Here is a 24,491-nt window from a genome sequence, read left to right as displayed (position 1 = left end):
CGTACCGGCGGTGGCTGAGAAGGTCGCTGACCAACTGCGCCTGTCCGATGAGGAGCGGGAGGAAATGCTTCCCAGCGGTCGGCAGCGCGTCCTGCATAACCGGATTCACTGGGCGAAATTTTATATGACCAAGGCCGGGCTTGTTACCAGCCCGCAGCGCGGTCTGTTTACCGCCACCGAAGCGGGAAGAGCCTTGCTTGCACAGAAGCCTACTAGGATCGACGTTGAACGGCTGAAGGCCTACCCCGCTTTCAGCGCATTTTACGACCAGACGGGAAGATCACAGCCAACCGATCAGGTTGCAGCAGTGACAGAAGCAACCGCTTCGGAAGCAACGCCGGAAGAACAGATCGACGCCGCCAGCGGGCTCCTGACATCGGCACTGAAGGCTGAGCTTCTCGCGCGGATTATCGAGCAGTCTCCGGCCTTCTTCGAACGGCTGATCGTCGAGTTGCTGGTCGCGATGGGCTATGGCGGCTCCCACGAAGACGCCGCTCGTCGCCTGGGCAAATCGGGCGACGGCGGCATCGATGGGATTATCGACGAAGACCGGCTCGGCCTTGATCGCATTTATGTTCAGGCGAAGCGCTATGCCCCCGGTTCGGGCGTTGGACGGCCGGAGATACAGGGGTTCGTGGGCAGCCTCGTCGGGCTCGGTGCTAGCAAGGGGGTGTTCGTCACGACCTCGTCTTTCAGCAAGCAGGCGCAGGACTATGCTCGCGGATTGCAGCAGCGGATCATCCTGATCGATGGCGAGCGACTGTGCGATCTGATGATCGAGTTCGACGTTGGCGTCCGGCGCTACAGATCGATCGAGGTCAAACGGATCGACGAGGACTTCTTCAGCGAATGACGAAAGGCATTTTCGTTCATCGGACGGACTCGATCTATGATGACAGCCCGGCTGAGCGCTATCAGTTTCCCAAGCAATATCTTGGTCGGGTCAGTGCCTGCATTGGCGACTGGATAATCTACTATGAGCCCCGCAAGATCCGGGACACGCGCGGCTATTTTGCCGTGGCGAGGGTTGCTCATGTGGTGCCCGACCCGACTGCGACAAACATGTATGTCGCCCTGATTGAACCCGGCACCTATCTCGACTTCGCCAATCCCGTCCCGTTCAACGGGCCGTTGGGGCTCGTCGAAAGAGGCGTTCTTAACGACCATGGCAAGGTTTCGGGGCGAGCGCAGGCGGCGGTCCGGCCCCTATCGACTGACGACTTCAACCGCATTATCGACGTCGGTCTTGCAGAAGATGCGAGTTTCCTGCCCAGGATTGGCGATACGCCCGACGCCATCCTGCTGGACGAACGCGCGCCATTCGCGTTCGAAATCGAACGAGACCGTTTGGCTAATTTGGGGTCGCGTCTTGTTCGAGATCGGCTGTTCCGCCGCCGCGTGGTCGCGGCCTATGACTCGCGATGCGCGGTGACCGGACTGAAACTCATCAATGGCGGAGGCCGGGCCGAGGTCGAGGCCGCGCATATCCGTCCTGTCGATCGTGGCGGGCCCGACATTGTCACCAACGGCATCGCACTTTCGGGAACGGTGCACTGGATGTTCGATCGCGGCCTGATCGGCCTGTCCGACGATCTCGAAATCCTCGTCAGCCGGCAAGCGAATGACCCCGACAGCATCCGATCTCTGATCAACAAGACCGGCTTTGCAATCCCTCCGCAGCGTCCGCTGGAACGTCCGCATCCCGCCTTCCTTGCCTGGCACCGCAAGCATTGCTTCAAGCACTGATCGGCGGCGCCGATGCCCCCCCGTGCTGCGCTCAGCCCCGTGCGCGCGCCAGCACCGCCTGGGCCCGCACCAGATGCGGGCGGTCGAGCATCGCGCCCTTGTGGCCGATCGTCCCGAGGGTCGGGTTCGCCGCGAACAGGTCGACGACCTCCTGCGCGGCTGCGCATTCCTCGGCCGTGGGGGTGAAGGCGGCGTTGATGACGGGGATCTGCGCGGGGTGGATGGCGAGCATGCTGCGGAAGCCGTCCTGCCGCACCTTGGCGGCCAGCGCCGCGAGGCCGGCTTCGTCGCGGAAGTCGCCGTGGATCGTCTCGACCGCCGGCACCCCGGCGATGGCGGCGCCGGTGAGGCAGAAGGTCCGCGCCAGTTCATAGGTGAAGCCATAGCGGCCGTCGGCCTCGCGGTTGGTGGTCGCGCCGAGCGCGGTCGCGATGTCCTCCGCGCCCCAGGTCATCGCGGCGAGGCGGGGCATGTCGGCATAGCTGCCGGTCGCGAGCAGCCCCTCGGGGGTCTCGGTCGCGACGATGATCACGGCGGTCTGGCGCTCCATGTCGCCATTGCTCGCTTCAAACGCCGTCAGATAATGGTCGAGCCGTTCGACATCGGCGCGGCCGCGCGGCTTGGGCAGCATCAGCCCGCCCGGCCGGCCCGGCATGATCGCGGCCAGATCGAGCAGCGCATGGGGCGTCTGGATCGGGTTGATGCGGACCCACAGGCGATGACGTTCGGCGGGATGCGCTTCGAGAAAGGCGCGCACCAGCAGGCGGGCCGCCGGCTTCTCGCCCTCGGCGACCGCATCCTCGAGGTCGATGATGACGATGTCGGCCTCGGACGCCCGCGCCTTGTCCATCTTCTTCTCGCTGTCGCCGGGGGCGAACAGCCAGGACCGGGCGCGCCGCGCCGCTTCGAACGATGACGTCATGATCTCCCCTTCAATCCCTTTTCGACGCGATACCCTGCCCGGTCAGGATTTCACATAGGCCCAGCCGCCGTCGAGGTTCAGCGTCTGCCCGACCACGAGGCTGGCATCGTCCGACGCCAGGAACAGCACCCCGCGCGCGACCTCATAGGCATCGCAGGGCCGACCGAGCGGAAGGCTGGCGGTCATCTGCTGCCTGGCATTGGCATCGGCCCCGAAGAAGCGTTCGAGCATCGCCGTCTGCACCAGACCGGGACTGACCGAGGCGACGCGCACTCCGCTCTGCGCGAGTTCGAGCGCGACCGACTTGGTCATCGCCAGCACCGCCGCCTTGGACGCGGTGTAGACCGACAGCCCGGCAAAGCCGACATGCGCCGCGATCGAGGCGAAGTTGATGATCACGCCCGATCCGCGCGGCTTCATCAGCTTCACTTCCTCGCGCATGCACTGGAAGGTGCCCTGCACGTTGACGGCGAAGACGCGGTCGAAATTGGCGTCGGGCTGATCCTCGACCAGCGCCACATGGCCCTCAATCCCCGCATTGTTGATCGCGATGTCGAGCGGCGTGCCGCTCTGCGCGATCGTGGCGAACAGCGCCGAGACGTCGTCGGGGCTGGCAACGTCCGCCCGGATGAACTGGCCCTGCGCACCCGCCTGCCGGATGAGATCGACGCATTCGGCGCCCGCCGCCTCATCGACGTCGGCGACGATCAGACTGGCGCCTTCCTTCGCGAACTCCAACGCGACCGCGCGCCCGATGCCGGCACCGCCGCCCGTCACCAGCACCGACTGTCCGGCGAAGCGCCGCATGGTGCTGGTGCCTGTCATATCCGTCATTTCCTCTCTCCACTGTATCTATCTGCGTTACATGTCTCGGGTCGGCTTTCGGCCATCCTCAGCCCGACCGCTGGCTGATCCGGCGGTTCTCGATGCTCGGCCGGACCCAGCGCAGCGCATCCGGAGGATGACGCCCGCTGTCGGCCGAGTGGCGCTTGGCGTCCACCGCCATGCGCCCGATTTCGGGCTCGAAGGTGCGAAAGGTGGCGATCAGGAAATCGAGGAACACCCGCACCTTGGGCAGCATCAGTTCGGTCGTCGGGAACACGGCATAGAGGCCATGGTCGAGCAGGTTGGGCGCGAACTCATAGTGGGGCAGAACGCGCTTGACCCGGCCGAAGCTCAGATCGTCGGCGACGAGCCATGCGGGAAGCAGGCCGATCCCCACGCCCATGACCACCGCATTGTGCAGGATAGCGGCGTCGTTGACCTGCAGATTGCCCGACACCCTTACCTCCTTTGCCCCGGCAGGCGATCGACAGTGCCAGACCGCCTCGCCCTTCTCGCCCAGGCCCGGCTGCGGAAAGGACAGGCAATTATGCTGCAACAGATCCTCGGGCGCGCGGATCTCCGGATGACTCGCAAGGTAGAGCGGGCTTGCGTAGAGGATGCGCTCGAGCCCCTGCGACAGGCGGCGCATCGTCAGATTCTGGTCCTCGGGCGTACCAACGCGGATGCTCAGGTCGATCTTGTTCGCGAACAGGTCGAGATCGTCCTCGGACAGGGTGAGGCGCAGCGTGATGTCGGGATAGGCAAGCAGGAAATTGGGCAGCGCGTTGGACAGGAATTTCTCGGCGATGCTGGCGCGGGTGTGGACCGTCAGCAGGCCGCGCGGCGCCGATTGCTGCTCGGCCATCGACTGCGAAAGCGCGTCGATCTGGTTCAATATCTTGCAGGCCTGGTCGAAATAGAGCCGCCCGGCGGTCGTCAGCGCGAGCTTTCGGCTGGTCCGGTTGAGCAGGCGCGCCCTGAACGCATGTTCGAGCTGGCTGATCTTACGCGACACCGAGCCCGGCGACAGGCCTACCTCGCGTCCGGCCGCAGACAGGCTGCCCAGCTGAACCGCGCGGACGAAGGTTCGCATTCCCTCTAGCGTGTCCATGCTCTCTCCCGCGGCGGTTCGCCTGCCGCAGTTCTATAGCATGTCCGGGCCGACGCCGAAGGCCCGCGTTCGACAGCCTCCACAGGTCTCGGCACCGGCTCAGGCGGCGGCCATTTCCCGGCGTCGCCGCGCCGTCGCCTCGACATTGACGGTCAGTTGCTCCGGCGCATGGATGGGGTCACCCTCGATCACCACGCCATAATCGCGATAGGCCCCCTCGATCGTGACATATTCGTCGCGAACGTCGCATTTCACCCGCTCCGGATCGCGCGCCAGCGGATTGCCCCAGCCGCCGCCCCCACCGGTCTGGAAACGGAACGCCCCGCCGGCCTTGACCGACCAGGATTTGCGCGAGGCGTAGTAATAATAGTGCCCGTTCGGATCGACGCGCTTGGTTTCCGGATCGAGCAGCCCGACCACCGGCACCGACTGGGCGAGGATGGAGTCGTCGGCCGGCAGAAGCGGGCCGAGATCGGCGCCTCCCTCCTCTTCGCCGGGGAACAGCCAGCAGGCCTGGGTCGTGCCGGGGCGGCCGCCATAGACGCCGATGCCGCTCGGCTCCTTCGCGTGCAGCGCGATCGACAGATGCTCGCCATCGGCCAGCCACAGCGTATCGCGCCGGACCGCCGCACCGCCGCGATTTTCGCCGGGGCCGGCGGTGTCGGCGACATATTCCTTGCGCATCACGACCACCGGCACGTCGGACTCGACTGCTTCGGTCGCCGGGTCGAGATTGTTGCTGACGTGGAAGACGGTGTAGCTGTCGCCGTCGCCGGCCTTGGTCCCGCCCCAGGGGCCATGTTCGCCGCCGCAATTGCCGACCGTCAGCCAGGGCTGCCCGGACTTGGTCAGCCCGCTGCCATTGTGGAGCATCAGCGAGCCGTAATCCCCGCCGATCGCATCCTCGCCCAGCACCGGTGCGAGCGCCTTGTAGATGGCGAGCAGGACCGTGATCGAGGCTTCCCAATACATGAAGATCGGCCCGCCGGGGGGCGTCGCGCTGCAGAATGTACCGGGCGGGATGACGACGTCGATGTTGCGGAAGCAGCCAGACGAGAGCGGGCTCTGCTGTTCGATCAGCATCTTCAGCGCAACGCCCGCCGCCGCCTTCACGTCGAGCGGGCCGCAATTGATGCTGGCGCGGGCCTGGGGCGAGGTACCGGTGAAGTCCAGCTCGATATTGTCGCCATATTTGGTGAGCTTGAGCTTCAGCCGATAGTCGCGGCTATCGTCGACGCCGTCCGCATCGATGCCGTCCTCCGCCTCATAGACCCCGTCGGGGATCTTGGTCCGGATCGCCTCGCGCATCGAGTCCGCCGAGACGTCGCAGCTGTAGCGGATCGCACCGAGATAGGCGTCGATGCCATAGCGTTCGATGCTTTCGAGCAGCAGCCGTTCGCCGAGCAGCAGGCTCTGATAGAGCGAGCGGATGTCGGGCAGCAGCAGCTCGCCATAGCGCGCATTGTCGAAGATGAAGTTGAACGCCGACCGCACCGGCTTGTCGTCGCGGTAGAGCAGCGTCGGCGAGATCACGAGGCCGTTCTCGTAGACATTCTTCTTGTTGCCGCTGAACCCGCCCGCGACGACGCCGCCCATGTCGAGCTGGTGAGCGCGGATCGTCACGAACGCCACCGCCTTGCCGCGATAGAAGACCGGACGGATGAAGCTGACGTCGTTGACGTGAAGCCCCGTGCGATAGGGGTCGTTGGCGATGATGACGTCGCCGGCGCGGAGATTTTCGGGGCCGAATTCCTCGATCGTGTTGCGGATCCCCTCGGGCATGGTGAACATGAAGATCGACAGGCTGTCCGACCCCGTGCTCATCGGATAGTTCATGTCGCGCGGACCGGAGATGGTCGCGGCGAAATCATACCAGTCGCGCAGGATCATCGAGAAGGCGGTGGTGAGCAGCACCGTGCTCATATGCTTGACGACATAGCGCATGCGGCTGGCGAGGATCGACGCGGTGAAGCGGTCGGTCTTGTAGCGCGCCAGGAACTGCTCGTCGGTCAGCGCGCGCAGCGGCAGATCGTCGAAGGACAGCGCGGCGGGTGCCTGCACCGACGGTTCGTTCAGATCGCTGTGCGTCGCGAGGGTTTCCGTGAGAGGAGAAGCCATGCTGTTGTCCTTCGATGCAAGCCCTGCGGATGGTCGGTCTTCGCTCAGTCTCTCTCGATCCTGCTGATGTGCAGTTCGCCATATTCGCCGACGCGCATCCGCTGCCCCGGCAGCATGAAGGTCGTCGACGATTCCTCGCGTATGATCGCCGGCCCCATGATCTCGTCTCCGAAGCGCAGGTCCGCGCGCTGATATTCGTGGGCCGGGATCGGCTGACTATCGAGATAGTGAAGCTCGACCGTGCGACTGGGGGTCGGCTGCCCGCTCTCGCGCTTCGGCAGCTTCGGATAGTCGACCTTGGCGGTGGGGACGAGCGTCTCGATCCGATAGGTCACGCCCTGCACGGGCAGGCCGGGGAAGCGGTTGCCCGAGCGCATCTCATAGGTGTCGTGGAAATTGGAGATCATCGTATCGATCGTCTCGGCGGTGATCGCGCCCGGCGGAATGGGAATGAACGGGGTTTCCCAGCTCTGTCCCAGCAGGCGGCCGTCGAAGGCGCGGACGAAGACGGGATCGGGATGGCGGTCCTTGAAGCGCTCGCGCATCTGCGCCTCCATCTCGGCATAGACCCGCTCGATCTCCTCGGCCGCTTCGGGCGTCAGCACGGTATAGGCGCTGCGGCTGTCGCTGTAGGTCTGCTCCGAACTGACCAGACCCAGCGCCGAGAACAGGCCGGGGTGCGGCGGCACGATCACCTCGGCGGCGTTGACCCGGTCGAGCACCGCCGGGAGCAGCATCGGCCCGGCCGCACCGAAAGCCACGATGCTGTAGTCGCGCGGGTCGATGCCGTGCTGGATGGCGACGTTGGTCAGCCCCTCGGCGATGTTGTTGATGCCGACATAGAAGGCGTAGCGAATGCGATCGTTCAGCGACAGGGTTGTGTCGAGCGCCTCGAACGCCTTGAGCGACAGCGATTTGTCGAGCCGCATCCGTCCGCCCGCGAACTTGTCGGGATCGATGATCCCCATCAGCAGGCAGGTGTCCGTCGCCGCCGGCTGCCGGCCGCCCTTGCCATAGCAGGCCGGCCCCGGATCGGCGCCCGCGCTGCCCGGACCGACCAGCAGTTCGCCCGCCGGGCTGATCGTGACGAGGCTGCCGCCGCCTGCGCCGATGCTCGACACCTCGACCGACAGTGCGTTGACGATCAGGTCATGTTCGAGCTCGAAGGTGGTGTTCACATAGGGCCGGAAATCGCTGACCAGGCTGATGTCGCACGACGTGCCGCCGATGTCCGCGCATAGCAGGTTGCTGGCGCCAATGAGCTTTCCGAAATGTGCGCTGGCGATGGTGCCTGCGGCCGGGCCTGCGAAGACGATCTCGAACGGGCGCTGCATCGCGACGTCGGCGGCGACCAGCTGGGCCGCACAGTTCGCGTAATTGAGTTCGCCCTTGAAGCCCAGGGCGCGCAGACCGTCGTCGAGGCGGACGGTATAATCGCCGTAGATCAGCTGCATGAAGACGTCGATCACGGTGGTCGACGCCCGCGCATATTCCTTGGCCAGCGGGGAGACCTGGCTCGACACCGAACAGGGGATGTCGCCCAGCTCTTCGCGGACGATTTCCTTCAGCCGCAGTTCGTGCTGCGGATTCACATAGGAGTTGAGCAGGCAGATCGCGACCGCCGTCACCTCGCACTTGCGCAGCACCGCCAGCTGTTCGCGCGCCTGCGCCTCGTCGAGTGGGATCAGCACCGATCCGTCGGCGGTGATGCGCTCGGTGATCCCGCGTCGCAGATAGCGCGGCACCAGCGGCTTGGCGGCGTCGCCGAACGGACGGCGCCAGTGCGGGTTGGTCAGGTCCGCCGTCGGCCGCCAGGTGCGCCCGGCGTCCAATATGTCGCGATGCCCTTCGGTCGCCAGAAAGCCGATCTTGGGCAGCCGGCGGGTGATGATCGCATTCAGCCCGTGCGTGCTCGCATGGCTGAAGATGTCCGCGTTCTCGACGCCCATTTCTCGGGCGCCGGCCAGTACCCCCAGCTCCGTGTTGCGGACGTCGGTCGAGACCTTCACGGTCCGGATGTCGCCGTCCCTGATCGCCACGACGTCCGTGAACGTGCCGCCAACATCAACACCGATCAACATATGCATCCTCCCCCGGAGCAGCGGCCCTTTGCGGGCTCACCTCCTGTCGTCAGTCGAAGTCCAGGCCATCGGACAGCAAGGTGATCGGGCCCAGCAGGCGCCAGGGCTTCCTGCTCACCGTCGCGAGGGTGCGCTGATGTTTGACGACGATGAACCAGCCGCCTTCGCCCAGCACGGGATATTCCAGAAAATCCTCGGGCGTGGATCCCGGGAAATCGGCTTCGAGATCGACGCCCAGCTCTTCCAGATAGGCCCGGCTGACGGGCCGCTTGCCGGCGTCCGGACGCAGGAACTCCGCATAATCATCCCGCTTCATCGCGCGATTCCTCTCCCGCCTTGGTGGCGACGCCTTGCCCGGCGCATCCGAACTATGCGGCGTCACCCGTCGTTCGAGAAGTCGAAACTCGGAACATGACCTTTGCAAATCTTGCAAAGATGAGACTTGTGCGCAGCCTCGTGATCGATCCGCGTGATCGCATGTCGGCTCTGGTCGTGGCTCACCATGCGAGGCAGAGTGGCGTCATCGCGCCTGCAATCCGGCGCGGAGCAGCATTGGGGCTCCGATCATGTCGACGACCGCCACCCCCGCCCCGGCAGAGCCACCGATGCCGAAGCGCTATCATATCGTCTTTGCCCATCCCGAGCCCAGGTCGCTGAACGGCTTCCTCAGGGATCGCGCGATCGCCGGTCTGCAGGAGCAGGGGCATGTCGTCACCCAGTCAGACCTTTATGCGACGCGCTTCAAGGCGACCGCAGATGGGGAGGACTTCCCGTCGCGCGATTTAACCGACGAGCGGCTGATCTATCATCGCGAGTCCGGCGTGGCGCAGGCCGAAGGCAAGCAAAGAGAGGATATCGCGACCGAACAGGCCCGGCTGCTCGCCGCCGACGCGATCATCCTGCAATTCCCGCTCTGGTGGTTCTCGATGCCCGCGATCCTGAAGGGCTGGGTCGATCGGGTGTTCGCCACCGGCTTCGCGATCGGCGTTCCCAAGGACGGCACCGGCCAGTGGCTGCGCTATGGCGAGGGGCTGCTTGCGGGCCGGCGTGCGATGCTGGCGGTGACGACCGGCGGCCGAGAAGCGCAATTCGGCGCGCGGGGCATCCATGGGCCGATCGACGATCTGCTGTTCCCGATCAACCACGGCATCCTGCATTATGTCGGGCTGGAGGTCGTCGCCCCCTGGGTCGCCTTCCAGTCGACGCGCCTGACGGAGCAGGCGGCCGACGATCTGGCCGACGATTATGTCCAGCGGCTGCTGTCGATCTTCGACACGCCCCCGATAGGCTATCGCAGCGAGAATGGCGGTGACTATGACGAGCGGCAGGTCCTGCGTCCCGACATAAGGGCCGGCACGGGATTCGCCGCGCATATCGGCCAGTCAGACGGAAACTAGGCGATCAGCCGCCCGACAGGAAGGACCGCAGGATCGCCAGCGTCTCCGGATTTTCGGCGCGCCGAGCGATCATCTCGCCCTCGATGTCGAGCTGCGCCTCGAAGCTCCGTCCCGCCCCTTCGTGCATCAATCGCTTGAGCGTTCCCAGCACGCCGGTGGGCATGGCACGGAGGACCGCGAGCATCGCCTCGATCTCCTCGTCGAGATCCGCATCCTCGACCACCTTGCTGACCAGGCCAAGCCGCAGCGCCTCCTCCGATCCGATCGTCGGGTTGAGCGCCATGATGCGGAACGCCTGGACCTGCCCCACCAGACGGGGCAGCAGCCAGCTGAGCCCGCCATCGGGGGTGAGGCCCGAGCGCGTATAGCCGCTGTTGAACTTGCCCGACTTCCCCGCGACGATCAGGTCGCCGGCCAGCGCGATGCTCATGCCTCCGCCCGCCGCCATGCCATGCAGCGCAACCACGACCGGGACCGGTGCATGATGCAGATGGCGGATGCCGACGTGGAACAGGTCGGTCATCTCCTGGACATGATCGCGCACCGTGTCGACATGGGCCAGCATGTCGGCGAGATCGCCGCCGACCGAGAAGAAGCGGCCCTTCGCGGAAAGCAGGATCGCTTTCACGTCCGGATCGGTGACGGCCTGCCGCGTGACGCGTGCGAAGGCGCGGCAGAAGTCGAGGGTAACGGCATTGCGGCCTACTACATCCTCGAAGCGGATCCGGGCGATCCCTTGGTCGAGGTTCAGGTGAACGCCGCTCATGCCGTCTCTCCCATATGGCCGGGCTTGGTCACCCGCACGGCCGCACGCGCCTCGTCCAGCAATTGATCGAGCAGCGCATCCCAGTCGCCGTCGCGGCGACCCGCGCGAATATCGCCACATAGCTCTGCCGCCCCGTCCCGGCGCGCGGGGCCATGCGCGATCTCGCGCTCGCAGATTCCGAGCAGATAGGAGGCGACCTGCGCCTTGTAGCGATCCTCGGGCGTCAGCTGCGGCTCGCAGTCCTTGAGGAAAGCCTGCACCGTTCGCAGGATGTCGCCGATGTCCGGCGATTGGGGCCGCAATGCGTCAGTCATAGTGGCCCGCCAGGGTCATAAGCAGATCATATTCCACCAAGGCGGTGTTCCGCCCGCAGGCCGCATAGACGAGACCGCGCCGCTGCCCCGAAACATGGCCGTGATTCTGCATCATGTTGAGCACCGCGAAGCGCACGAGGCCGAAGATTTCCCAGTAGCGGATTTCGTCGGCATCATAGCACCGGCCGCCCGCAGCCTGATAGGCATCGAGCAGATCCTGCCGCGACGCCAGTCCTGCGGCGGGACGACCGGGGCCTGCGAAGCGCCAGGAGCGCGTGCAGAACCAGCCCAGATCTTCCGCTGGCGAGCCGAGATGCGCGCACTCCCAGTCGAGTACCCCCGATATGCCCTGCGCTGCGTCGACCATCAGATTGCCGAGGCGGAAGTCGCCATGCAGGAAAGCGCGGTCGGCGGCAGGCGGGCGATGACGCTCCAGCCATCGAAAGCCGGCCTCGATCGCGGGACGGGGCTGGCGATAGCCATCGTACAGATCGCGATGCGCGGATAACGTGTCGAGACTGTCAGGCCGCTGGCGCAGAAAGTCGAAGCTGGCCAGCGGCAGGGCATGAATCCGCGCCAGTATGTCGGCGGCCTCTCCTACGAGCCTCGGCCGTACCGCGTCGAACGCGGATCCGTTCTGGATGCGCTTGGGCATGGTCTCGCCCGCTGCGAAGGCGGTGACGAAGCCGTTGCCCATGTCGTCCGCCGCGTCATATTCGAAGATCGGCTCGGGCACCGGAAGCCCGTGGTCGAAGGCGATCCGCATCGCCCGGAACTGATCGCCGGTCGACAGGAAGGGGCTGTCGGGATCGACATAGGTTTCCTGTCGCGACACATAACGCCGGACATGGCCCCGATCGACCACGTCGAACAGGATCGTCCGGTTTATCCCGCCCAGCGTGGGGACAGCGAAATTCTCGACCGCGACGCCACTGCCGAGCCTGCGCCGCACCGCCGCGATCAGGTCGGCATGGTCCGCAACAGGCTCGGTCGCTTGGGCGTTCATCAGATCGGCCAGCCGACCAGCCGGCCATCGTCGACCCGCTCGATATATTCGACCATCCCCCAGCACTCCTCGCCATCCCAGCGGTAGCGGGCATTGGCCTCGACGATGCGCGACATCAGGGTGACGTCGCCGTCTTTGCGACGGTTGCGCAGCGGTGCCGCGGTGATGATCTCGACATCTATGCGTTCGGAGCGGGTTGCCGTCCGCACCGCGATGCCGATCCTGGTCGGCTCCTTGTTGTCGTCCCAGTCGGTGACGACCGACAGGTCCATGACGTCGTGATATTCGCCGTCGATCAGCAGCGCGCCTTCCGATCGGCCGATGCCATCGGGCGAGAAGATCTTGAGCAGGCTCGCCCCCTTGCCGCTTGGCCAGGTCGCCATGAACAGCCGGTGGATGAACAGGTTCTGCCAGTAGCGCGGCCCCCAGCTATGGTCGCGCCAGCCAAAGCCATCCATCTCCCAGCGCTCGTCGCCGATCGCGACATGGCCGGTCACGACGCTGTGCTGGTTGAAATGGCCGCGCGAGAAATCGCGTCCGTACATGGTGCGGACGTCATCGCGGGTCGGTTCGCCGCCATGGAGCGGCCAGGAGGACTTGTGATCCCAGACGATGTCGGCTTGCACCCGATCGGCCTTCTCGAACAGGGTCGATGGGTCACGAAGCATGTTGCGATCGCGCAGCACCATGATCTCGCCGACATAGCTGTGCCGCAAATGGCGGAAGGGCTCGACGATATCGACCTTCAGGCCGTCCGCGTCGAACACCGCATTGGTCGAGATGCTCGGCCGACCGAAGGCGCAGGCGATCCGGCCGTCGGGCAGATAGAGCACGACCGATTTTTCGGCATAGCCCTCGTTGACGCGATTGCCGACGCGCATCCATCCGCCCACACCGGTCTTGCGGTCGAAGGCGTTGGTGTAGATGCTTTCATTATAGTTGGTGGCGGCGTCCGGCTCATGGGCGAACTCGTCGCTCGGCAGCAGTCGAAAATCCTCGGACATAAGCCGCTCCTTAAAGCCTGAAGACGCCATAATGGGGCGGGTCGATCGGGGCATTGAGCGAGGCCGAAATGCACATGCCGAGCGCATTGCGGGTGTCGACCGGATCAAGAATGCCGTCGTCCCAAAGCTCCGACGTCGCATAATAGGCGCTCTGCTCGCGCTTATAGTCTTCCAGCACCGGGTCGCGGATCGCGGCGACCTCCTCTTCGGACAATGTCTGCCCCTCGCGTTCCAGCTGGCGGATCTTTATCTCCGACAGGACATTGGCGGCCTGTTCCGCTCCCATCACGGATGTACCGCTGCCGGGCCAGCTGAACAGGAAGCGCGGGTCGAAGGCCCGGCCCGACATGCCATAGACGCCGGCGCCGAAGGCTCCGTTGCAGTTGATCGTGAACTTGGGAACGCTGGCGCCCGAGACCGCCATGATCAGCTTCGCGCCATCCTTCGAAATGCCGCGCCGCTCATACTCCTTGCCGACCATGAAGCCGGTGATGTTCTGAAGGAACAGCAGCGGCGTCCGGTTCTTGTCGCACAGCTGGATGAAATGCGCACCCTTGAGCGAGCTGTCGTTGAACAGCACGCCGTTGTTGGCGAGGATCCCGACCTTGTAGCCCCAGATCCAGGCGTAGCCGCAGATCAATGTCGTGCCATAGGCCGGCTGATATTCGTGAAAGCGGCTGCCATCGACGATCCGAGCGATCAGCTCGCGCATGTCGAAGGCGGTGCGGCTGTCGCGCGGCAATATGCCGTAGAGTTCGCTCGGATCATAATGCGGCTCTTCGGGGGCGATCCGGTCGATCTCGGTCTTTGCCGCCGGCGTCCAGCTGCCGACGATCTCCCGCGCGATCGCCAGCGCATGGGCTTCGCTCGCCGCCGGATAATCGGCGGTGCCCGAGACGGTGGTGTGCATGTCGGCGCCACCCAACTCCTCGACGGTGACGATCTCGCCGGTCGCGGCCTTCACCAGCGGCGGACCGCCCAGGAAGATCGCGCCCGTGCCACGGACGATGACGCTATAGTCGCTGAGCGCCGGGATATAGGCGCCACCTGCGGTACAATGACCCAGCACGACCGCCAGCTGCGGCACGCCCATCTTCGACAGGATCGACTGGTTGCGGAAGATGCGGCCCGCATAATAGCGGTCGGCGAACAGTTCGCGCTGCAGCTGGAGATAGCCCCCGGCGCTGTCGCAGAGGTGGATCATCGGCAGGCGGTTCTCGATCGCGATGTCGAGCGCGCGGACGATCTTCTTGACCGACAGCGGATACCAGGCGCCGCCCTTGATCGAGGAATCGTCGGCGTGGATGACGACTTCCTGGCCCGCGACGATGCCGATGCCGGAGATCTGGGCGGCACCGGGCGCTTCGCCGTCATAGGCCATGTTGGCCGCCAGCGTGGAGAATTCGAGAAAAGGCGTGCCGGGGTCGAGCAGCGCCTCGAGACGGTCGCGCGGGAACATCTTGTTCTGCCGCGCGAGCCGGTCGATGTCCCGCTGCGGCCGCTCGCGGCGCACCGCATGCTGGCGCTGGCGCAGCTCTTCGGCCAAACCCTTGTTATGCGCGCTATTGGCGCGAAACGTCTCGGAAGACGTGTCGATCGTGGACTGGATTCGCGCCACTTTATTCTCCCTCCGACACCAGCTTGACCAGGATGGCATCGCGATCGAATGTTTGCCCGAGCGCGAAGGACACGCTCTCGACCACACCGGCACGGGGCGATTTTATCGCCGTTTCCAGCTTCATGCTCTCGATGACGATCAGCGTGTCGCCGGCCGCGACCTCATCGCCCACCGCCACCGGACTGGCAATGACCACGCCGGGCATCGGCGCGCGAACGACGTCGCCGGCCGCCCCGCCGGCTTCCGCAGCATGGAAGGTGACGGCATCGGTGTAGACGAGACGATAGGCTTCGCCGCCGAGATGGATATGGATGACGTCGCCATCGACCGCGACGACCATCGACACCTGCCGCCCGTTGGCTTCGAGGATGATCTGCCCCCCGCCATCCTGCCGCAGCGCGACGGGCGCGACCGCGTCTCCGACGTGCAGAACATAGCCGTCCGCCGAGCGGCCGAGCCACAGGCGATAGGGAATGTCGTTGACCGAAACATGGTGCTGCATGTCAGTTCCGCCAGGCCCCCATCGTCGCATGCTGAAGCGGAACCGCGTCGGCCGCCGTGCGCACCGGGACGAGCAGCAGTGATGCCGCGCCCAGCAATTCGACCAGCCGCTGCTCGTCGAGTTCGGGCTCCTGCGCGAGCCAGGGCTTCTCGGCGATCGAGCCGGTGTGCATGTCGCCCGCCGCAAAATCGGGATCGGCCAGCAGTCGCTGCAGGAAGCCCGCATTGGTCTTGCAGCCGAGCAGGACGAAATCGGCCAGTGCCTGTTTCGCCCGCTCGATCGCGTGCGCGCGGCTGTCGCCATGCACAATAACCTTGGCGAGCATCGGATCGAAATTGGCGGTCACCACGCCCCCCTCGGCGATGCCGGAATCGACACGAATGACCTCGGGCGGCCGGTAAGCGAGGATTGGGCCGGTCGTGGGCGAGAAGTCGCGCGCCGGGTCTTCGGCGTACAGGCGAAGTTCGATCGCGTGACCGCTCACATGGACGTCGTCCTGCGCGTAGCCGAGCGGCGCGCCCATCGCGATGCGCAGCTGTTCGGCGACGAGGTCGATGCCCGTCACCTCCTCGGTCACCGGATGCTCGACCTGAAGCCGGGTGTTCATTTCGAGGAAGTAGAACTCCCCGGCGCCGTAGATGAACTCGACCGTTCCGGCATTGCGATAGTCGGCCGCCCGCGCGATCCCGGCGGCGACCTCGCAGATCCGCGCGCGCTCTGCCGGCGTCAGTCCGGGTGAAGGGCTTTCCTCGACCACCTTCTGGAAGCGCCGCTGGATCGAGCATTCGCGCTCGAACAGGTGGACGACATTGCCATGGGCGTCGCCCAGAACCTGGACCTCTATGTGCCGGGGACGCTCGACATAGCGTTCGGCGTAGAGCCGACCGTCGCCGAAATAGCGCTTCCCTTCCGAGCGCGCCCGCTCGATTTCCTCGTCGAGCAGGGCAAGATCGCGCACGATCCGCATGCCCTTGCCGCCGCCGCCGGCCGACGGCTTGATCAGCAGCGGTGCCCCGACCGCTCTTGCCCGCTCGACGAAGCTGTCGGGATCATCGTCCTCGATCGCCGAGGGCGCCACCGGAAAGCCCCGCGCCTCGACGAAGTTGCGCGCCCGCACCTTGTCGCCCATCAGTTCGATCGCATCGGGCGTCGGGCCGACGAAGACCATGCCAGCTGCCGCGACCGCTCTGGCGAATTCGGCATTCTCCGAGAGGAAACCATAGCCGGGGTGGATGGCCTGCGCCCCCGCCGCGCTGGCCTTGGCGACGATCTGGGCCGCGTCGAGATAGGCTGCCACCGGCGTGCTGCCGTCGATCTCGATCGCCCGGTCGGCCATCCGCACCGCCGGTGAGCCCGCATCGGCCGCATGATAGACCACCAGCCCCTCCATCCCCAGCGCCTGCACGGTCCGGAGAATGCGCACGGCGATCTCGCCGCGATTGGCGACCAGCACCGACGTGAAGGGCCGCGCCGTCATGCGAATTCTCCCCCCTTGAGACCTGCCATCAGCAACCGGACGACCTGGTTGGTGCGGTGGGCGACGTCGATCGCCCTGCCATTGGCGATCTCCCGCCAGGCCAGATGCTCGATCCCACCGAACAGGAAGTCGCGGGCGAGCCGCGGGTCGGTGTCGGGGGCGATGAAGCCGCGCTCCTGTCCCCAGATGATGAGGTTGGTCAGGATATGCGTGTAGCGGCGGTTCAGTTCCTGCGTCGTCGAGCCGACATAGTCGTCGAGCGTCCGGACCTCGCTGATGAACAGCCGACACAGATCGGGGTCGTCGGCGAAGGCCTGCAAATGTCGGCGCACCAGCACCTCGAGCTTGCGCTGGAAGGTCGGCTCCTCGCCGATCGCCCGCTCGGTACCCGTGATGATCTCGGTGTAGAAGAGTTCCAGCACCTCCATCAGCAGTTCGCGCTTGCCGCCGAAATAGCGGTAGAGCAGCCCGTCGGAGATGCCCGCCGCCTGGGCGATGTCGGTCACGGTGGCGGCGATATAGCCCTTCGCCACGAACACGGAGCGCGCGGCGAGCACGATCGACTCGCGCCTCGCTTCCATCTTCTCCGCAGCGATTCTGGGCATGTGCGGCACTCTCCCCCGGGCCTGCGCCATTCTCGTGAAGCGCGTTGACACTATAATGAATGTCGTTCATCTTTGCGTCAACCGGAAACGATATCGGTAGTGGGGAGAGAAGCAGTGCCAGGCTCTCAGGCGCGCAAGGTGATCGTCACATGCGCCGTCACGGGTTCGATCCACACGCCCTCGATGTCGCCCCATCTTCCGGTGACGGCGGAGGAGATCGCCGAGGCTGCGATCGGCGCAGCCGAAGCCGGCGCCTCCATCGTCCACCTTCATGCCCGCAACGAGCGCGACGGGCGACCGGATCAGAGCCCGGAGGCGTTCGAGCCCTTTCTGCGGGTCATCAAGCAACGCTGCGACGTGGTGGTGAACCTGACGACCGGCGGCTCCCCCTTCATGCCGATCGAGGAGCGCATCGCGCCGGCCGTGCGCTGGGCGCCGGAGATCGCGTCGCTCAACATGGGTTCGATGAACTTCGGCCTCTTCCCGATGCTCGACCGGTTCGACCGCTTCGAACATGACTGGGAGCGGGAGATGCTCGAAAACTCGCGCGACCTGGTGTTCCGCAACAGCTTCAAGGATATCGAATATGCGCTGCGCGCCATCAACCAGACCGGCGCGCGCTATGAGTTCGAATGTTACGACACCAGCCACCTCTATAATCTCCACCATTTCTGGAAGCGCGGCCTCGTAAAGGCGCCGCTGTTCATCCAGACCTGCTTCGGCCTGCTCGGCGGCATCGGCAGTCATGCCGACGACGTGATGCACATGAAGCGCACCGCCGACCGGCTGTTCGGCGATCAGTATCGCTGGTCGGTGCTGGGCGCCGGACGGTCGCAGATGCCGATCGCGGCGATGGCGGCGGCGATGGGCGGCAATGTACGGGTGGGGCTGGAAGACAATCTCTGGATCGGCCCGGGCAAGCTGGCGGAATCGAACGCCAGCCAGGTCATCAAGGTCCGTCAGATCCTCGAAGGGCTGGGGCTGGAGGTCGCGACGGCGGCCGAGGCGCGCGAGATGCTCGCGCTGAAGGGGGGCGATCATGTCGGATTTTGACCACGGCCTCCCGCCACGCCCGTCGATCGGCATCAGCGCGATGCTGGCGCGGACCGCGCAGGTCCGCCCGCGCCATCCCGCAACCATCAACGGCGATCGGCACCGCAACTGGGGCGAACTGTCGGATCGCGTCGCGCGCATGGCTTCGGCGATACGGGCCATGGGGGTGCAGAATGGCGACCGCATCGCCGTCCTCGCCCTGACCAACGATCGCTATTTCGAACTGCTCGCGGCGATCCCGCGCGCGGGCGGGGTCGTGGTGCCGCTGAACTGGCGCTGGTCGGTCGCCGAGCTGGCCGACGGGATAGAGGATTGCGAACCCGCCCTGTTGTTCGTCGACGACCGCATGTTCGACACCGCGCGCCAGCTCCACGCCGGACGGCCGTCGCTCCGGATGATCGCGATCGGGGACAGCGAATATGGCCTGCCCCATTATGAAGCGCTGATCGCCGAGCATGCACCCGGCGAGGATGCGGGGCGGGGCGGCGACGATCTCTACCAGCTCGGCTATACCGGCGGTACGACCGGCCGCTCCAAGGCGGCGATGCTGAGCCATCGCAACGTCATCAGCGACGCGATGATGTGCTGGGCCGAAGGCCTTTTCGGCGAGAGCGCCCGTTATCTGCTCAACGGCCCGATGTTCCACGCCGCCGGCACCTGGCCCAGCCTGTCCCTGATGGGCAGCGGCGGCACCGCGATAGTCATGCCGCAGTTCGAGCCGGCTGAGGCGCTGCGCCTGATCGAGACGCACCGGGCGACCGAAAGCCTGCTGGTGCCCGCCGTGATCCAGATGCTGATCGAGCATCCGGACTTCGCCAAGACCGACACATCGAGCTTCACCACGCTCCTTTATGGCGCGTCGCCCATCACCGAGACCCTGCTCGACCGCGCCGTGAAGGCCTTTCCGGGTGCGCGGTTCATCCAGGCCTATGGCATGACCGAGCTGTCGCCGATGTGCGCGATCCTGCCGGATTATGCCCTGCGCGGCGACTATAGGAGGCGGGGCGTCTATCGCGCAGCGGGCCGCGCCGCCGTCGGTGTCCAGATCCGGATCGTCGACGAGGAGGACAACGAAGTTCCGCGCGGCGAGGTCGGCGAGATCGCCGTCCGGGGCGAGAATATGATGCTGGGCTATTGGCGTCGCCCGGAGGAGACGGCAGCGGCGCTGCGCGGCGGCTGGATGCACACCGGCGACGGCGGGCGCATGGACGAGGAAGGCTTCGTCTATGTCGTCGATCGCGTGAAGGACATGATCATCTCGGGCGGGGAGAATGTCTATTCGCAGGAGGTCGAAAATGCCCTCGCGCTGCACCCCGCCGTCCGGCAATGCGCCGTCATCGGCATCCCCAGCGAGAAATGGGGCGAAGCGGTCCACGCTATCGTCCGCCTGCACGACGAGGTCGAGGCGACCGAAGAGGGGCTGATCGAGCACTGTCGCAGCCTGATCGCACGCTACAAGGTGCCGCGCAGCATCACTTTCTGGGAGGGGGATTTCCCGCTGACGCCCGCGAACAAGATATTGAAGCGCGAATTGCGGCGCCCTTACTGGGAAGGGCGGGACCGCAAGATATGACGGCCTACGGAAGAACCGACGACCAGCTCGCGGCGGCAACGCCGGCTCTCCGCGACGGCTATTTCGACGGACAGACGGTGGTCGTGTCGGGCGCGGGCTCAGGACTCGGCCGTGCGATCGCGCATTGGGTTGCGCGCCTCGGCGGCCGCGTTGTCCTGTGTGGCCGCAAGCAGGACAAGCTTGAGGAAGCCGCCGCGTCGCTCGCGCGATATGAGGCGGAGCTTCTGGTGCATCCGGTCAACATCCGCGACCCCGAAGCCGTCGCGCAGCTCTTCGCAGCGATCGAGAAGCGCTTCGGCGATCTGGATCTGCTGGTGAACAATGCGGGCGGGCAATTTCCCAGCCCGGCCATCGACATTGCGCCCAAGGGCTTCAACGCCGTCATCGACACCAACCTGATGGGTACATGGCACATGATGCAGGCAGCCGCCCTCCAGTGGCGCGCTGCGGGCAGGCCGGGATCGATCGTCAATGTCGTAGCGGTCGCCGGGCGCGGCATGCCCGGTGTCGCGCATACGGCGGCGGCGCGGGCGGGCGTGATCGCTTTGTCGAAGACCGTCGCGATCGAATGGGCGCCGCTGAACATCCGGGTCAATTGCGTGGCGCCGGGGCTGATCTCGACGAGCGGGATGAACGCCTATGATCCGGCGGCGGTCAAGGCGATGATCCAGACCAACGTCATGAAGCGCTTCGGACAGGCCGAGGAGATCGCCGATGCGGTCTGTATGGTCGGCGGCCAGGGCGGGGCCTTCATGACCGGCGAAGTCGTCCATGTCGACGGCGGCAACCAGATCTGGGGCGACCAGTGGACGATCGCGAAACCCGATTATTTCAAGATCGACGAGCAATAGCATGAGCCGCACGATCGAACCCGGCGCGCTGGATTTCGGCGGCATCATCAAGCCCGGCGATGCGATCGTCTGGGGGCAGGCCTGCGGCGAGCCGCTGACGCTGATCGAGGCATTGCTCGACCAGCGCGCCGCGCTCGGTCCTCTGTCCGCCTTTGTGGGGTCGAGCTTCTCGAACATGCTGAAGCCCGACCATGCCGACCATATCCGCTTTTCGAGCATGGGCGCGCTCGGCTCGTTGCGCGGCCTGGCGAAGGCCGGCGTGCTCGACATCATACCCTGCCATGTCGGCCAGATCGGCGCCATGATCAGCCAGGGCCTGATCGGCTGCGACGTCGCTTTGGTCCAGGTCAGCCCGGCCGACGCCAAGGGTTGGCACAGCTATGGCGTCATCAACGACTATGTCCGCAAGGCGGTGGCGGAGGCGCGGGTCGTCATCGCCGAAGTCAACGTCCAGGTGCCCAATGTGCCGTGCGACCACATGCTCCATGCGTCCGAGATCGACTATGTCGTGCCCAGCGACCGACCGCTGGTCAGCGTGCCGCCGGCCCGCATCGGCGAGGCCGATCGCGCGACGGCCGCCCTGTGCGCCGGCTATATCGAGGATGGCTCGATCCTGCAGTTCGGGATCGGCGCCGTGCCAGACGTTATCGCGCAACTCCTCATCGATCGCCGGGATCTGGGCATCCACACCGGGATGATCGGCGACGCCTTCGTCGATCTTGTCGAGGCCGGCGCGGTTACCAACGCCACCAAGACGGTCGACCGGGGGATATCGATCACCGGCGCGTTCATCGGCAGCCCCCGGCTCTATGATTTCGTCCATGAGAATCCGGCCGTCCGGCTCTGCGGATCCGAGATCACGCATGGCGATGCGATATTGAGCGCGCTCCCCAAGCTCGTCTCGATCAACTCCGCGATCGAGGTCGACCTGACCGGGCAGATCAACGCCGAGGCGATCGGCGGCGCCTATATGGGCGGCACCGGCGGGCAGGTCGATTATGTGCGCGGCGCGAGCCGGTCGCGCGGCGGCCGGTCGATCATCGCCTTGCCGTCGACCGCGCAGGGCGGTGCCGCGAGCCGGATCGTCATGGCCTTGTCGGGGCCGGTCACCACCGCACGGAGCGAAGCCGACATCATCGTCACCGAACATGGCGCCGCCGAGCTGAAGGGCGCCTCGCTCGCCGAACGCGCGCGGCGCCTGATCGCGATCGCGCATCCCGATTTCCGGGAAGGCCTCGAACGCGATGCGCATGGCCTTCTGACGCGAGGATATTGAATGACCGACGCCGTTCGCTTCGACGTGCCCGAACCCGGCATCGCGATCCTCACCATCGATCGGCCCGAGGCGCGCAACGCGCTGGGCCGCGAAGTGCGCGAGGGGCTGTTCGCGGGCTGGGAACGCTTCGAGCGCGACCCGGCGTTGAAGGTCGCGATCCTGACCGCGACCGGCGACAAGGCGTTTTGCGCCGGTGGCGACCTCAAGGAAATGGCCGAACTCAAGCTGGTGGTTCCGCCGCCCTCGATGTTTCCCGTGCCGGGCGACAATCTGACCGTGACCAAGCCGACTATCGCCGCCGTCAATGGCGTCGCCTATGCGGGCGGATGGCTGATCGCGCAGGCCTGCGACCTGTGCGTCGCGTCGACCAATGCGCGCTTCGCGATAACCGAAGCGAAGGTCGGCCGCGGCTCGCCCTGGGCCGCGCCGTTGATCCACATGATCCCGCAGCGTATCTTCATGGAGATCGTGCTGACGGGCGACCCGATCAGCGCGCAGCGCGCCTATGAGGTGGGTCTGGTCAACCGGCTCGCCGAACCCGACCGGCTGATCGAGGAAGCGCTGGCGCTTGCCCGCACCATAGTGGCCAACGCTCCCTTGTCGGTCCTGGCCGCCAAGGAAACCGTCCATTTGGCGACCGAGATGGGCAAGACGGCGGCGTTGCGGGCGGCTCGCCATGCGTGGGAAACCGCCTATCGAAGCCAGGATGCGCAGGAAGGGCCCCGTGCCTTTGCCGAGAAGCGCAAGCCCGACTGGAAGGGCGCATGATCGCCGCCGCCCGAACCCGGTCGACCTTCTTCGATCGTTCACTGTCTTCCTTTCAGCAAGGATGCACATCGTCATGAATGCCCCCGCCCTCCCCAACGCCCCTCACCCGAGCTTCGGCCTGACGCCCGAGCAGCAGGAGATCCTCGATCTCGCCAGCGGCTTCGCACGGGACGAGCTTGGGCCGCTTCAGTCGCGCATGGACGATGAGGAATGGTGGCCCGACCATGTCATGCCGCTGCTCGGCAAGATGGGCTTTCTGGGCGTGACCGTCTCGCCGGAAGAGGGCGGTGCCGGCAGCGATTTCTTTACCTCGGGCCTGATTGCCCAAGGCCTGGCGCGGTGGAACCACTCGATCGCGCTCAGCTATGTCGCGCATGAAAATCTGTGCCTCAACAATATCGCCCGCAACGCGTCGCCGGAGATCCGCGCGCGCTATCTGCCGGGCCTGTGCGACGGCAGCATGATCGGATGTCTGGGTCTTACCGAGCCAGGAGCCGGATCGGATGCGCTCGGCTCCATGGCGACCACCGCGCGCCGCGAAGGCGAGAGCTATGTCCTCAATGGGCGCAAGCTCTACATCACCAACGGCCCCGTCGCCGATGTTATCCTTGTCTATGCCAAGACCGACCGGGCAGCCGGCGCGAAGGGCATATCGGCTTTCGTCGTCGAAAAGGATTTCCCCGGCTTCAAGGTTGCCCAGAAGCTCGACAAGATGGGCTTTCGCGGATCGACCACGGCGGAGCTGCTGTTCGACGATTGCGTCGTACCGGCCGCCAATCTGGTCGGCGCCGAGAATAAGGGCGTCGGCGTCGTGATGAGCGGCCTCGACCTGGAACGCGCGATCGTCGCGATGATCAACGTCGGCATGGCCGAACGCGCGCTCGACCTCGCGATCGACTATGCGAAGACGCGGACCCAGTTCAACAGGCTGATCGGCGATTTCCAGCTCGTCCAGGGCAAGCTGGCCGAGATGTATGTCGCCGTCGAGACGATGAAGACCTTCTGCTACCGCACACTCGCCGAGGCCAATGCGCTGGACCATGGCGCGGGCGGGCGCGGCGAGATCCACAAGCTGACCGCCGCTGCCATCATGTACGCTGCCGAACAATGCACCCGCGTCGTGTCCGACGCCGTCCAGATTTTCGGCGGCACCGGTTATATGCGCGAATCCGAGATCAACCGCCTCTATCGCGCCTCGAAACTGCTCGAGATCGGCGCAGGCACGACCGAGATCCGCAAGGTGATCATCGCGGGCGAACTGCTTCGGTAGGACGCGACCGGCGGATCGGCGACATGGCTATAGCCCCGGAAGCGATGCTTTCGGGGCTTTTTCGTTATCGTGAATGGGTCGTTGGTTGCGGGGGCAGGATTTGAACCTGCGGCCTTCAGGTTATGAGCCTGACGAGCTACCGGGCTGCTCCACCCCGCGCCAATGAGGTATCAGGGATTCAGGTTATGGCCTGAGGCCTGAGGGCATT

General features: G+C 65.5%; 23 protein-coding genes and 1 tRNA gene. 9 read left to right on the top strand and 15 right to left on the bottom strand.

Going from position 1 to position 24,491, the window contains the following annotated elements; all coding sequences use genetic code 11:
* Together KAY22_RS09690 and KAY22_RS09685 are read left to right on the top strand one after the other, a co-directional pair.
* On the top strand, nt 1–853 hold an 853-nt coding region (locus tag KAY22_RS09690; protein WP_296622701.1), incomplete at its 5' end, for a restriction endonuclease.
* Complete coding sequence (locus KAY22_RS09685) at nt 850–1,746, top strand: HNH endonuclease (protein ID WP_296622699.1); 897 nt, start codon at nt 850–852, stop codon at nt 1,744–1,746. The genes KAY22_RS09690 and KAY22_RS09685, both read left to right, overlap by 4 nt.
* Nucleotides 1,747–1,777: 31 nt before the next feature.
* Here the strand turns inward: KAY22_RS09685 and KAY22_RS09680 are convergent, their stop codons facing one another.
* The 6 genes from KAY22_RS09680 to KAY22_RS09655 form a co-directional block, all read right to left on the bottom strand.
* Nucleotides 1,778–2,668, bottom strand: a complete 891-nt coding sequence (locus tag KAY22_RS09680) for a CoA ester lyase (protein ID WP_296622697.1) — start codon at nt 2,666–2,668, stop codon at nt 1,778–1,780.
* A 42-nt stretch (nt 2,669–2,710) separates the two neighbouring features.
* Entirely contained in the window at nt 2,711–3,502 is a 792-nt protein-coding gene (locus KAY22_RS09675; RefSeq protein WP_296622694.1) for a glucose 1-dehydrogenase, read from the bottom strand.
* Nucleotides 3,503–3,560: 58 nt separating this feature from the next.
* Nucleotides 3,561–4,604, bottom strand: a complete 1,044-nt coding sequence (locus tag KAY22_RS09670; protein ID WP_296622692.1) for a LysR family transcriptional regulator — start codon at nt 4,602–4,604, stop codon at nt 3,561–3,563.
* A gap of 99 nt (nt 4,605–4,703) precedes the next feature.
* A complete protein-coding gene (locus KAY22_RS09665; RefSeq protein WP_296622691.1) occupies nt 4,704–6,722 on the bottom strand; it encodes a hydantoinase B/oxoprolinase family protein in 2,019 nt (672 codons plus the stop codon).
* A 44-nt stretch (nt 6,723–6,766) separates the two neighbouring features.
* Nucleotides 6,767–8,803 carry a hydantoinase/oxoprolinase family protein gene (locus KAY22_RS09660; RefSeq protein ID WP_296622688.1) on the bottom strand — a complete coding sequence of 679 codons (2,037 nt, stop codon included), beginning with the start codon at nt 8,801–8,803 and terminating at the stop codon, nt 6,767–6,769.
* A gap of 49 nt (nt 8,804–8,852) precedes the next feature.
* The gene (locus KAY22_RS09655; protein ID WP_296622686.1) at nt 8,853–9,119 is read right to left on the bottom strand and encodes a hypothetical protein; all 267 of its coding nucleotides are present in this window, start codon (nt 9,117–9,119) and stop codon (nt 8,853–8,855) included.
* Nucleotides 9,120–9,369: 250 nt separating this feature from the next.
* Between KAY22_RS09655 and KAY22_RS09650 the strand changes: the two genes are divergently transcribed.
* Nucleotides 9,370–10,200, top strand: a complete 831-nt coding sequence (locus KAY22_RS09650; protein WP_296622685.1) for an NAD(P)H-dependent oxidoreductase — start codon at nt 9,370–9,372, stop codon at nt 10,198–10,200.
* A 4-nt stretch (nt 10,201–10,204) separates the two neighbouring features.
* Here the strand turns inward: KAY22_RS09650 and KAY22_RS09645 are convergent, their stop codons facing one another.
* From KAY22_RS09645 to KAY22_RS09610, 8 genes are read right to left on the bottom strand one after another with little or no spacing between them, the layout of a single operon-like run.
* Nucleotides 10,205–10,966 carry an enoyl-CoA hydratase-related protein gene (locus KAY22_RS09645; protein WP_296622683.1) on the bottom strand — a complete coding sequence of 254 codons (762 nt, stop codon included), beginning with the start codon at nt 10,964–10,966 and terminating at the stop codon, nt 10,205–10,207.
* The gene (locus tag KAY22_RS09640) at nt 10,963–11,280 is read right to left on the bottom strand and encodes an aminoglycoside phosphotransferase (protein WP_296622681.1); all 318 of its coding nucleotides are present in this window, start codon (nt 11,278–11,280) and stop codon (nt 10,963–10,965) included. Before KAY22_RS09640 ends, KAY22_RS09645 begins: the two co-directional genes overlap by 4 nt.
* Entirely contained in the window at nt 11,273–12,286 is a 1,014-nt protein-coding gene (locus tag KAY22_RS09635) for a phosphotransferase family protein (RefSeq protein WP_296622678.1), read from the bottom strand. The genes KAY22_RS09640 and KAY22_RS09635 overlap by 8 nt, the downstream gene beginning before the upstream one ends.
* Nucleotides 12,286–13,290 carry a hypothetical protein gene (locus KAY22_RS09630; protein ID WP_296622675.1) on the bottom strand — a complete coding sequence of 335 codons (1,005 nt, stop codon included), beginning with the start codon at nt 13,288–13,290 and terminating at the stop codon, nt 12,286–12,288. The genes KAY22_RS09635 and KAY22_RS09630 overlap by 1 nt, the downstream gene beginning before the upstream one ends.
* A 10-nt stretch (nt 13,291–13,300) precedes the next feature.
* Nucleotides 13,301–14,908 (bottom strand): carboxyl transferase domain-containing protein, encoded by a 1,608-nt coding sequence (locus KAY22_RS09625; RefSeq protein ID WP_296622673.1) that lies wholly within the window; start codon nt 14,906–14,908, stop codon nt 13,301–13,303.
* A gap of 1 nt (nt 14,909) precedes the next feature.
* Nucleotides 14,910–15,410 carry a biotin/lipoyl-containing protein gene (locus tag KAY22_RS09620; protein ID WP_296622670.1) on the bottom strand — a complete coding sequence of 167 codons (501 nt, stop codon included), beginning with the start codon at nt 15,408–15,410 and terminating at the stop codon, nt 14,910–14,912.
* A 1-nt stretch (nt 15,411) separates the two neighbouring features.
* A complete protein-coding gene (locus tag KAY22_RS09615) occupies nt 15,412–16,887 on the bottom strand; it encodes a biotin carboxylase N-terminal domain-containing protein (RefSeq protein WP_296622668.1) in 1,476 nt (491 codons plus the stop codon).
* Nucleotides 16,884–17,492, bottom strand: coding sequence for a TetR/AcrR family transcriptional regulator (locus KAY22_RS09610; RefSeq protein ID WP_296622667.1), 609 nt, complete (start codon nt 17,490–17,492; stop codon nt 16,884–16,886). Before KAY22_RS09610 ends, KAY22_RS09615 begins: the two co-directional genes overlap by 4 nt.
* A 114-nt stretch (nt 17,493–17,606) precedes the next feature.
* Here KAY22_RS09610 and KAY22_RS09605 point away from each other — a divergent pair, with 114 nt between their 5' ends.
* The 6 genes from KAY22_RS09605 to KAY22_RS09580 all read left to right on the top strand — a co-directional run bounded on the left by KAY22_RS09605 (nt 17,607) and on the right by KAY22_RS09580 (nt 24,283).
* The gene (locus KAY22_RS09605; protein ID WP_296622664.1) at nt 17,607–18,545 is read left to right on the top strand and encodes a 3-keto-5-aminohexanoate cleavage protein; all 939 of its coding nucleotides are present in this window, start codon (nt 17,607–17,609) and stop codon (nt 18,543–18,545) included.
* Nucleotides 18,532–20,118, top strand: coding sequence for a long-chain fatty acid--CoA ligase (locus KAY22_RS09600; protein WP_296622662.1), 1,587 nt, complete (start codon nt 18,532–18,534; stop codon nt 20,116–20,118). The genes KAY22_RS09605 and KAY22_RS09600 overlap by 14 nt, the downstream gene beginning before the upstream one ends.
* The gene (locus KAY22_RS09595; protein ID WP_296622659.1) at nt 20,115–20,969 is read left to right on the top strand and encodes an SDR family oxidoreductase; all 855 of its coding nucleotides are present in this window, start codon (nt 20,115–20,117) and stop codon (nt 20,967–20,969) included. The genes KAY22_RS09600 and KAY22_RS09595 overlap by 4 nt, the downstream gene beginning before the upstream one ends.
* Nucleotide 20,970: 1 nt before the next feature.
* Nucleotides 20,971–22,245 carry an acetyl-CoA hydrolase/transferase C-terminal domain-containing protein gene (locus KAY22_RS09590; protein WP_296622657.1) on the top strand — a complete coding sequence of 425 codons (1,275 nt, stop codon included), beginning with the start codon at nt 20,971–20,973 and terminating at the stop codon, nt 22,243–22,245.
* The gene (locus tag KAY22_RS09585; protein WP_296622655.1) at nt 22,246–23,013 is read left to right on the top strand and encodes an enoyl-CoA hydratase-related protein; all 768 of its coding nucleotides are present in this window, start codon (nt 22,246–22,248) and stop codon (nt 23,011–23,013) included. It begins immediately after the preceding gene.
* A gap of 73 nt (nt 23,014–23,086) precedes the next feature.
* Nucleotides 23,087–24,283, top strand: a complete 1,197-nt coding sequence (locus KAY22_RS09580; RefSeq protein WP_296622653.1) for an acyl-CoA dehydrogenase family protein — start codon at nt 23,087–23,089, stop codon at nt 24,281–24,283.
* 82 nt (nt 24,284–24,365) lie between these two features.
* Here the strand turns inward: KAY22_RS09580 and KAY22_RS09575 are convergent.
* A tRNA-Met gene (locus KAY22_RS09575) sits at nt 24,366–24,442 on the bottom strand.
* Nucleotides 24,443–24,491 lie beyond the last annotated feature (49 nt).

The organism is Rhizorhabdus sp. (assembly GCF_018006725.1).
Taxonomy (GTDB): Bacteria; Pseudomonadota; Alphaproteobacteria; order Sphingomonadales; family Sphingomonadaceae; genus Rhizorhabdus.
The sequence above is the reverse complement of the archived record's forward strand: the minus strand, read 5'-3'. Positions and strand labels throughout refer to the sequence as shown.

What these genes read in the sequence shown, in the direction of transcription:
- KAY22_RS09685 (WP_296622699.1), top strand. Translation starts at nt 850, where the DNA reads ATGACGAAAGGCATTTTCGTTCATCGGACGGACTCGATCTATGATGAC.
- KAY22_RS09680 (WP_296622697.1), bottom strand. Translation starts at nt 2,668, where the DNA reads ATGACGTCATCGTTCGAAGCGGCGCGGCGCGCCCGGTCCTGGCTGTTC.
- KAY22_RS09675 (WP_296622694.1), bottom strand. Translation starts at nt 3,502, where the DNA reads ATGACGGATATGACAGGCACCAGCACCATGCGGCGCTTCGCCGGACAG.
- KAY22_RS09670 (WP_296622692.1), bottom strand. Translation starts at nt 4,604, where the DNA reads ATGGACACGCTAGAGGGAATGCGAACCTTCGTCCGCGCGGTTCAGCTG.
- KAY22_RS09665 (WP_296622691.1), bottom strand. Translation starts at nt 6,722, where the DNA reads ATGGCTTCTCCTCTCACGGAAACCCTCGCGACGCACAGCGATCTGAAC.
- KAY22_RS09660 (WP_296622688.1), bottom strand. Translation starts at nt 8,803, where the DNA reads ATGTTGATCGGTGTTGATGTTGGCGGCACGTTCACGGACGTCGTGGCG.
- KAY22_RS09655 (WP_296622686.1), bottom strand. Translation starts at nt 9,119, where the DNA reads ATGAAGCGGGATGATTATGCGGAGTTCCTGCGTCCGGACGCCGGCAAG.
- KAY22_RS09650 (WP_296622685.1), top strand. Translation starts at nt 9,370, where the DNA reads ATGTCGACGACCGCCACCCCCGCCCCGGCAGAGCCACCGATGCCGAAG.
- KAY22_RS09645 (WP_296622683.1), bottom strand. Translation starts at nt 10,966, where the DNA reads ATGAGCGGCGTTCACCTGAACCTCGACCAAGGGATCGCCCGGATCCGC.
- KAY22_RS09640 (WP_296622681.1), bottom strand. Translation starts at nt 11,280, where the DNA reads ATGACTGACGCATTGCGGCCCCAATCGCCGGACATCGGCGACATCCTG.
- KAY22_RS09635 (WP_296622678.1), bottom strand. Translation starts at nt 12,286, where the DNA reads ATGAACGCCCAAGCGACCGAGCCTGTTGCGGACCATGCCGACCTGATC.
- KAY22_RS09630 (WP_296622675.1), bottom strand. Translation starts at nt 13,290, where the DNA reads ATGTCCGAGGATTTTCGACTGCTGCCGAGCGACGAGTTCGCCCATGAG.
- KAY22_RS09620 (WP_296622670.1), bottom strand. Translation starts at nt 15,410, where the DNA reads ATGCAGCACCATGTTTCGGTCAACGACATTCCCTATCGCCTGTGGCTC.
- KAY22_RS09615 (WP_296622668.1), bottom strand. Translation starts at nt 16,887, where the DNA reads ATGACGGCGCGGCCCTTCACGTCGGTGCTGGTCGCCAATCGCGGCGAG.
- KAY22_RS09610 (WP_296622667.1), bottom strand. Translation starts at nt 17,492, where the DNA reads ATGCCCAGAATCGCTGCGGAGAAGATGGAAGCGAGGCGCGAGTCGATC.
- KAY22_RS09600 (WP_296622662.1), top strand. Translation starts at nt 18,532, where the DNA reads ATGTCGGATTTTGACCACGGCCTCCCGCCACGCCCGTCGATCGGCATC.
- KAY22_RS09595 (WP_296622659.1), top strand. Translation starts at nt 20,115, where the DNA reads ATGACGGCCTACGGAAGAACCGACGACCAGCTCGCGGCGGCAACGCCG.
- KAY22_RS09590 (WP_296622657.1), top strand. Translation starts at nt 20,971, where the DNA reads ATGAGCCGCACGATCGAACCCGGCGCGCTGGATTTCGGCGGCATCATC.
- KAY22_RS09585 (WP_296622655.1), top strand. Translation starts at nt 22,246, where the DNA reads ATGACCGACGCCGTTCGCTTCGACGTGCCCGAACCCGGCATCGCGATC.
- KAY22_RS09580 (WP_296622653.1), top strand. Translation starts at nt 23,087, where the DNA reads ATGAATGCCCCCGCCCTCCCCAACGCCCCTCACCCGAGCTTCGGCCTG.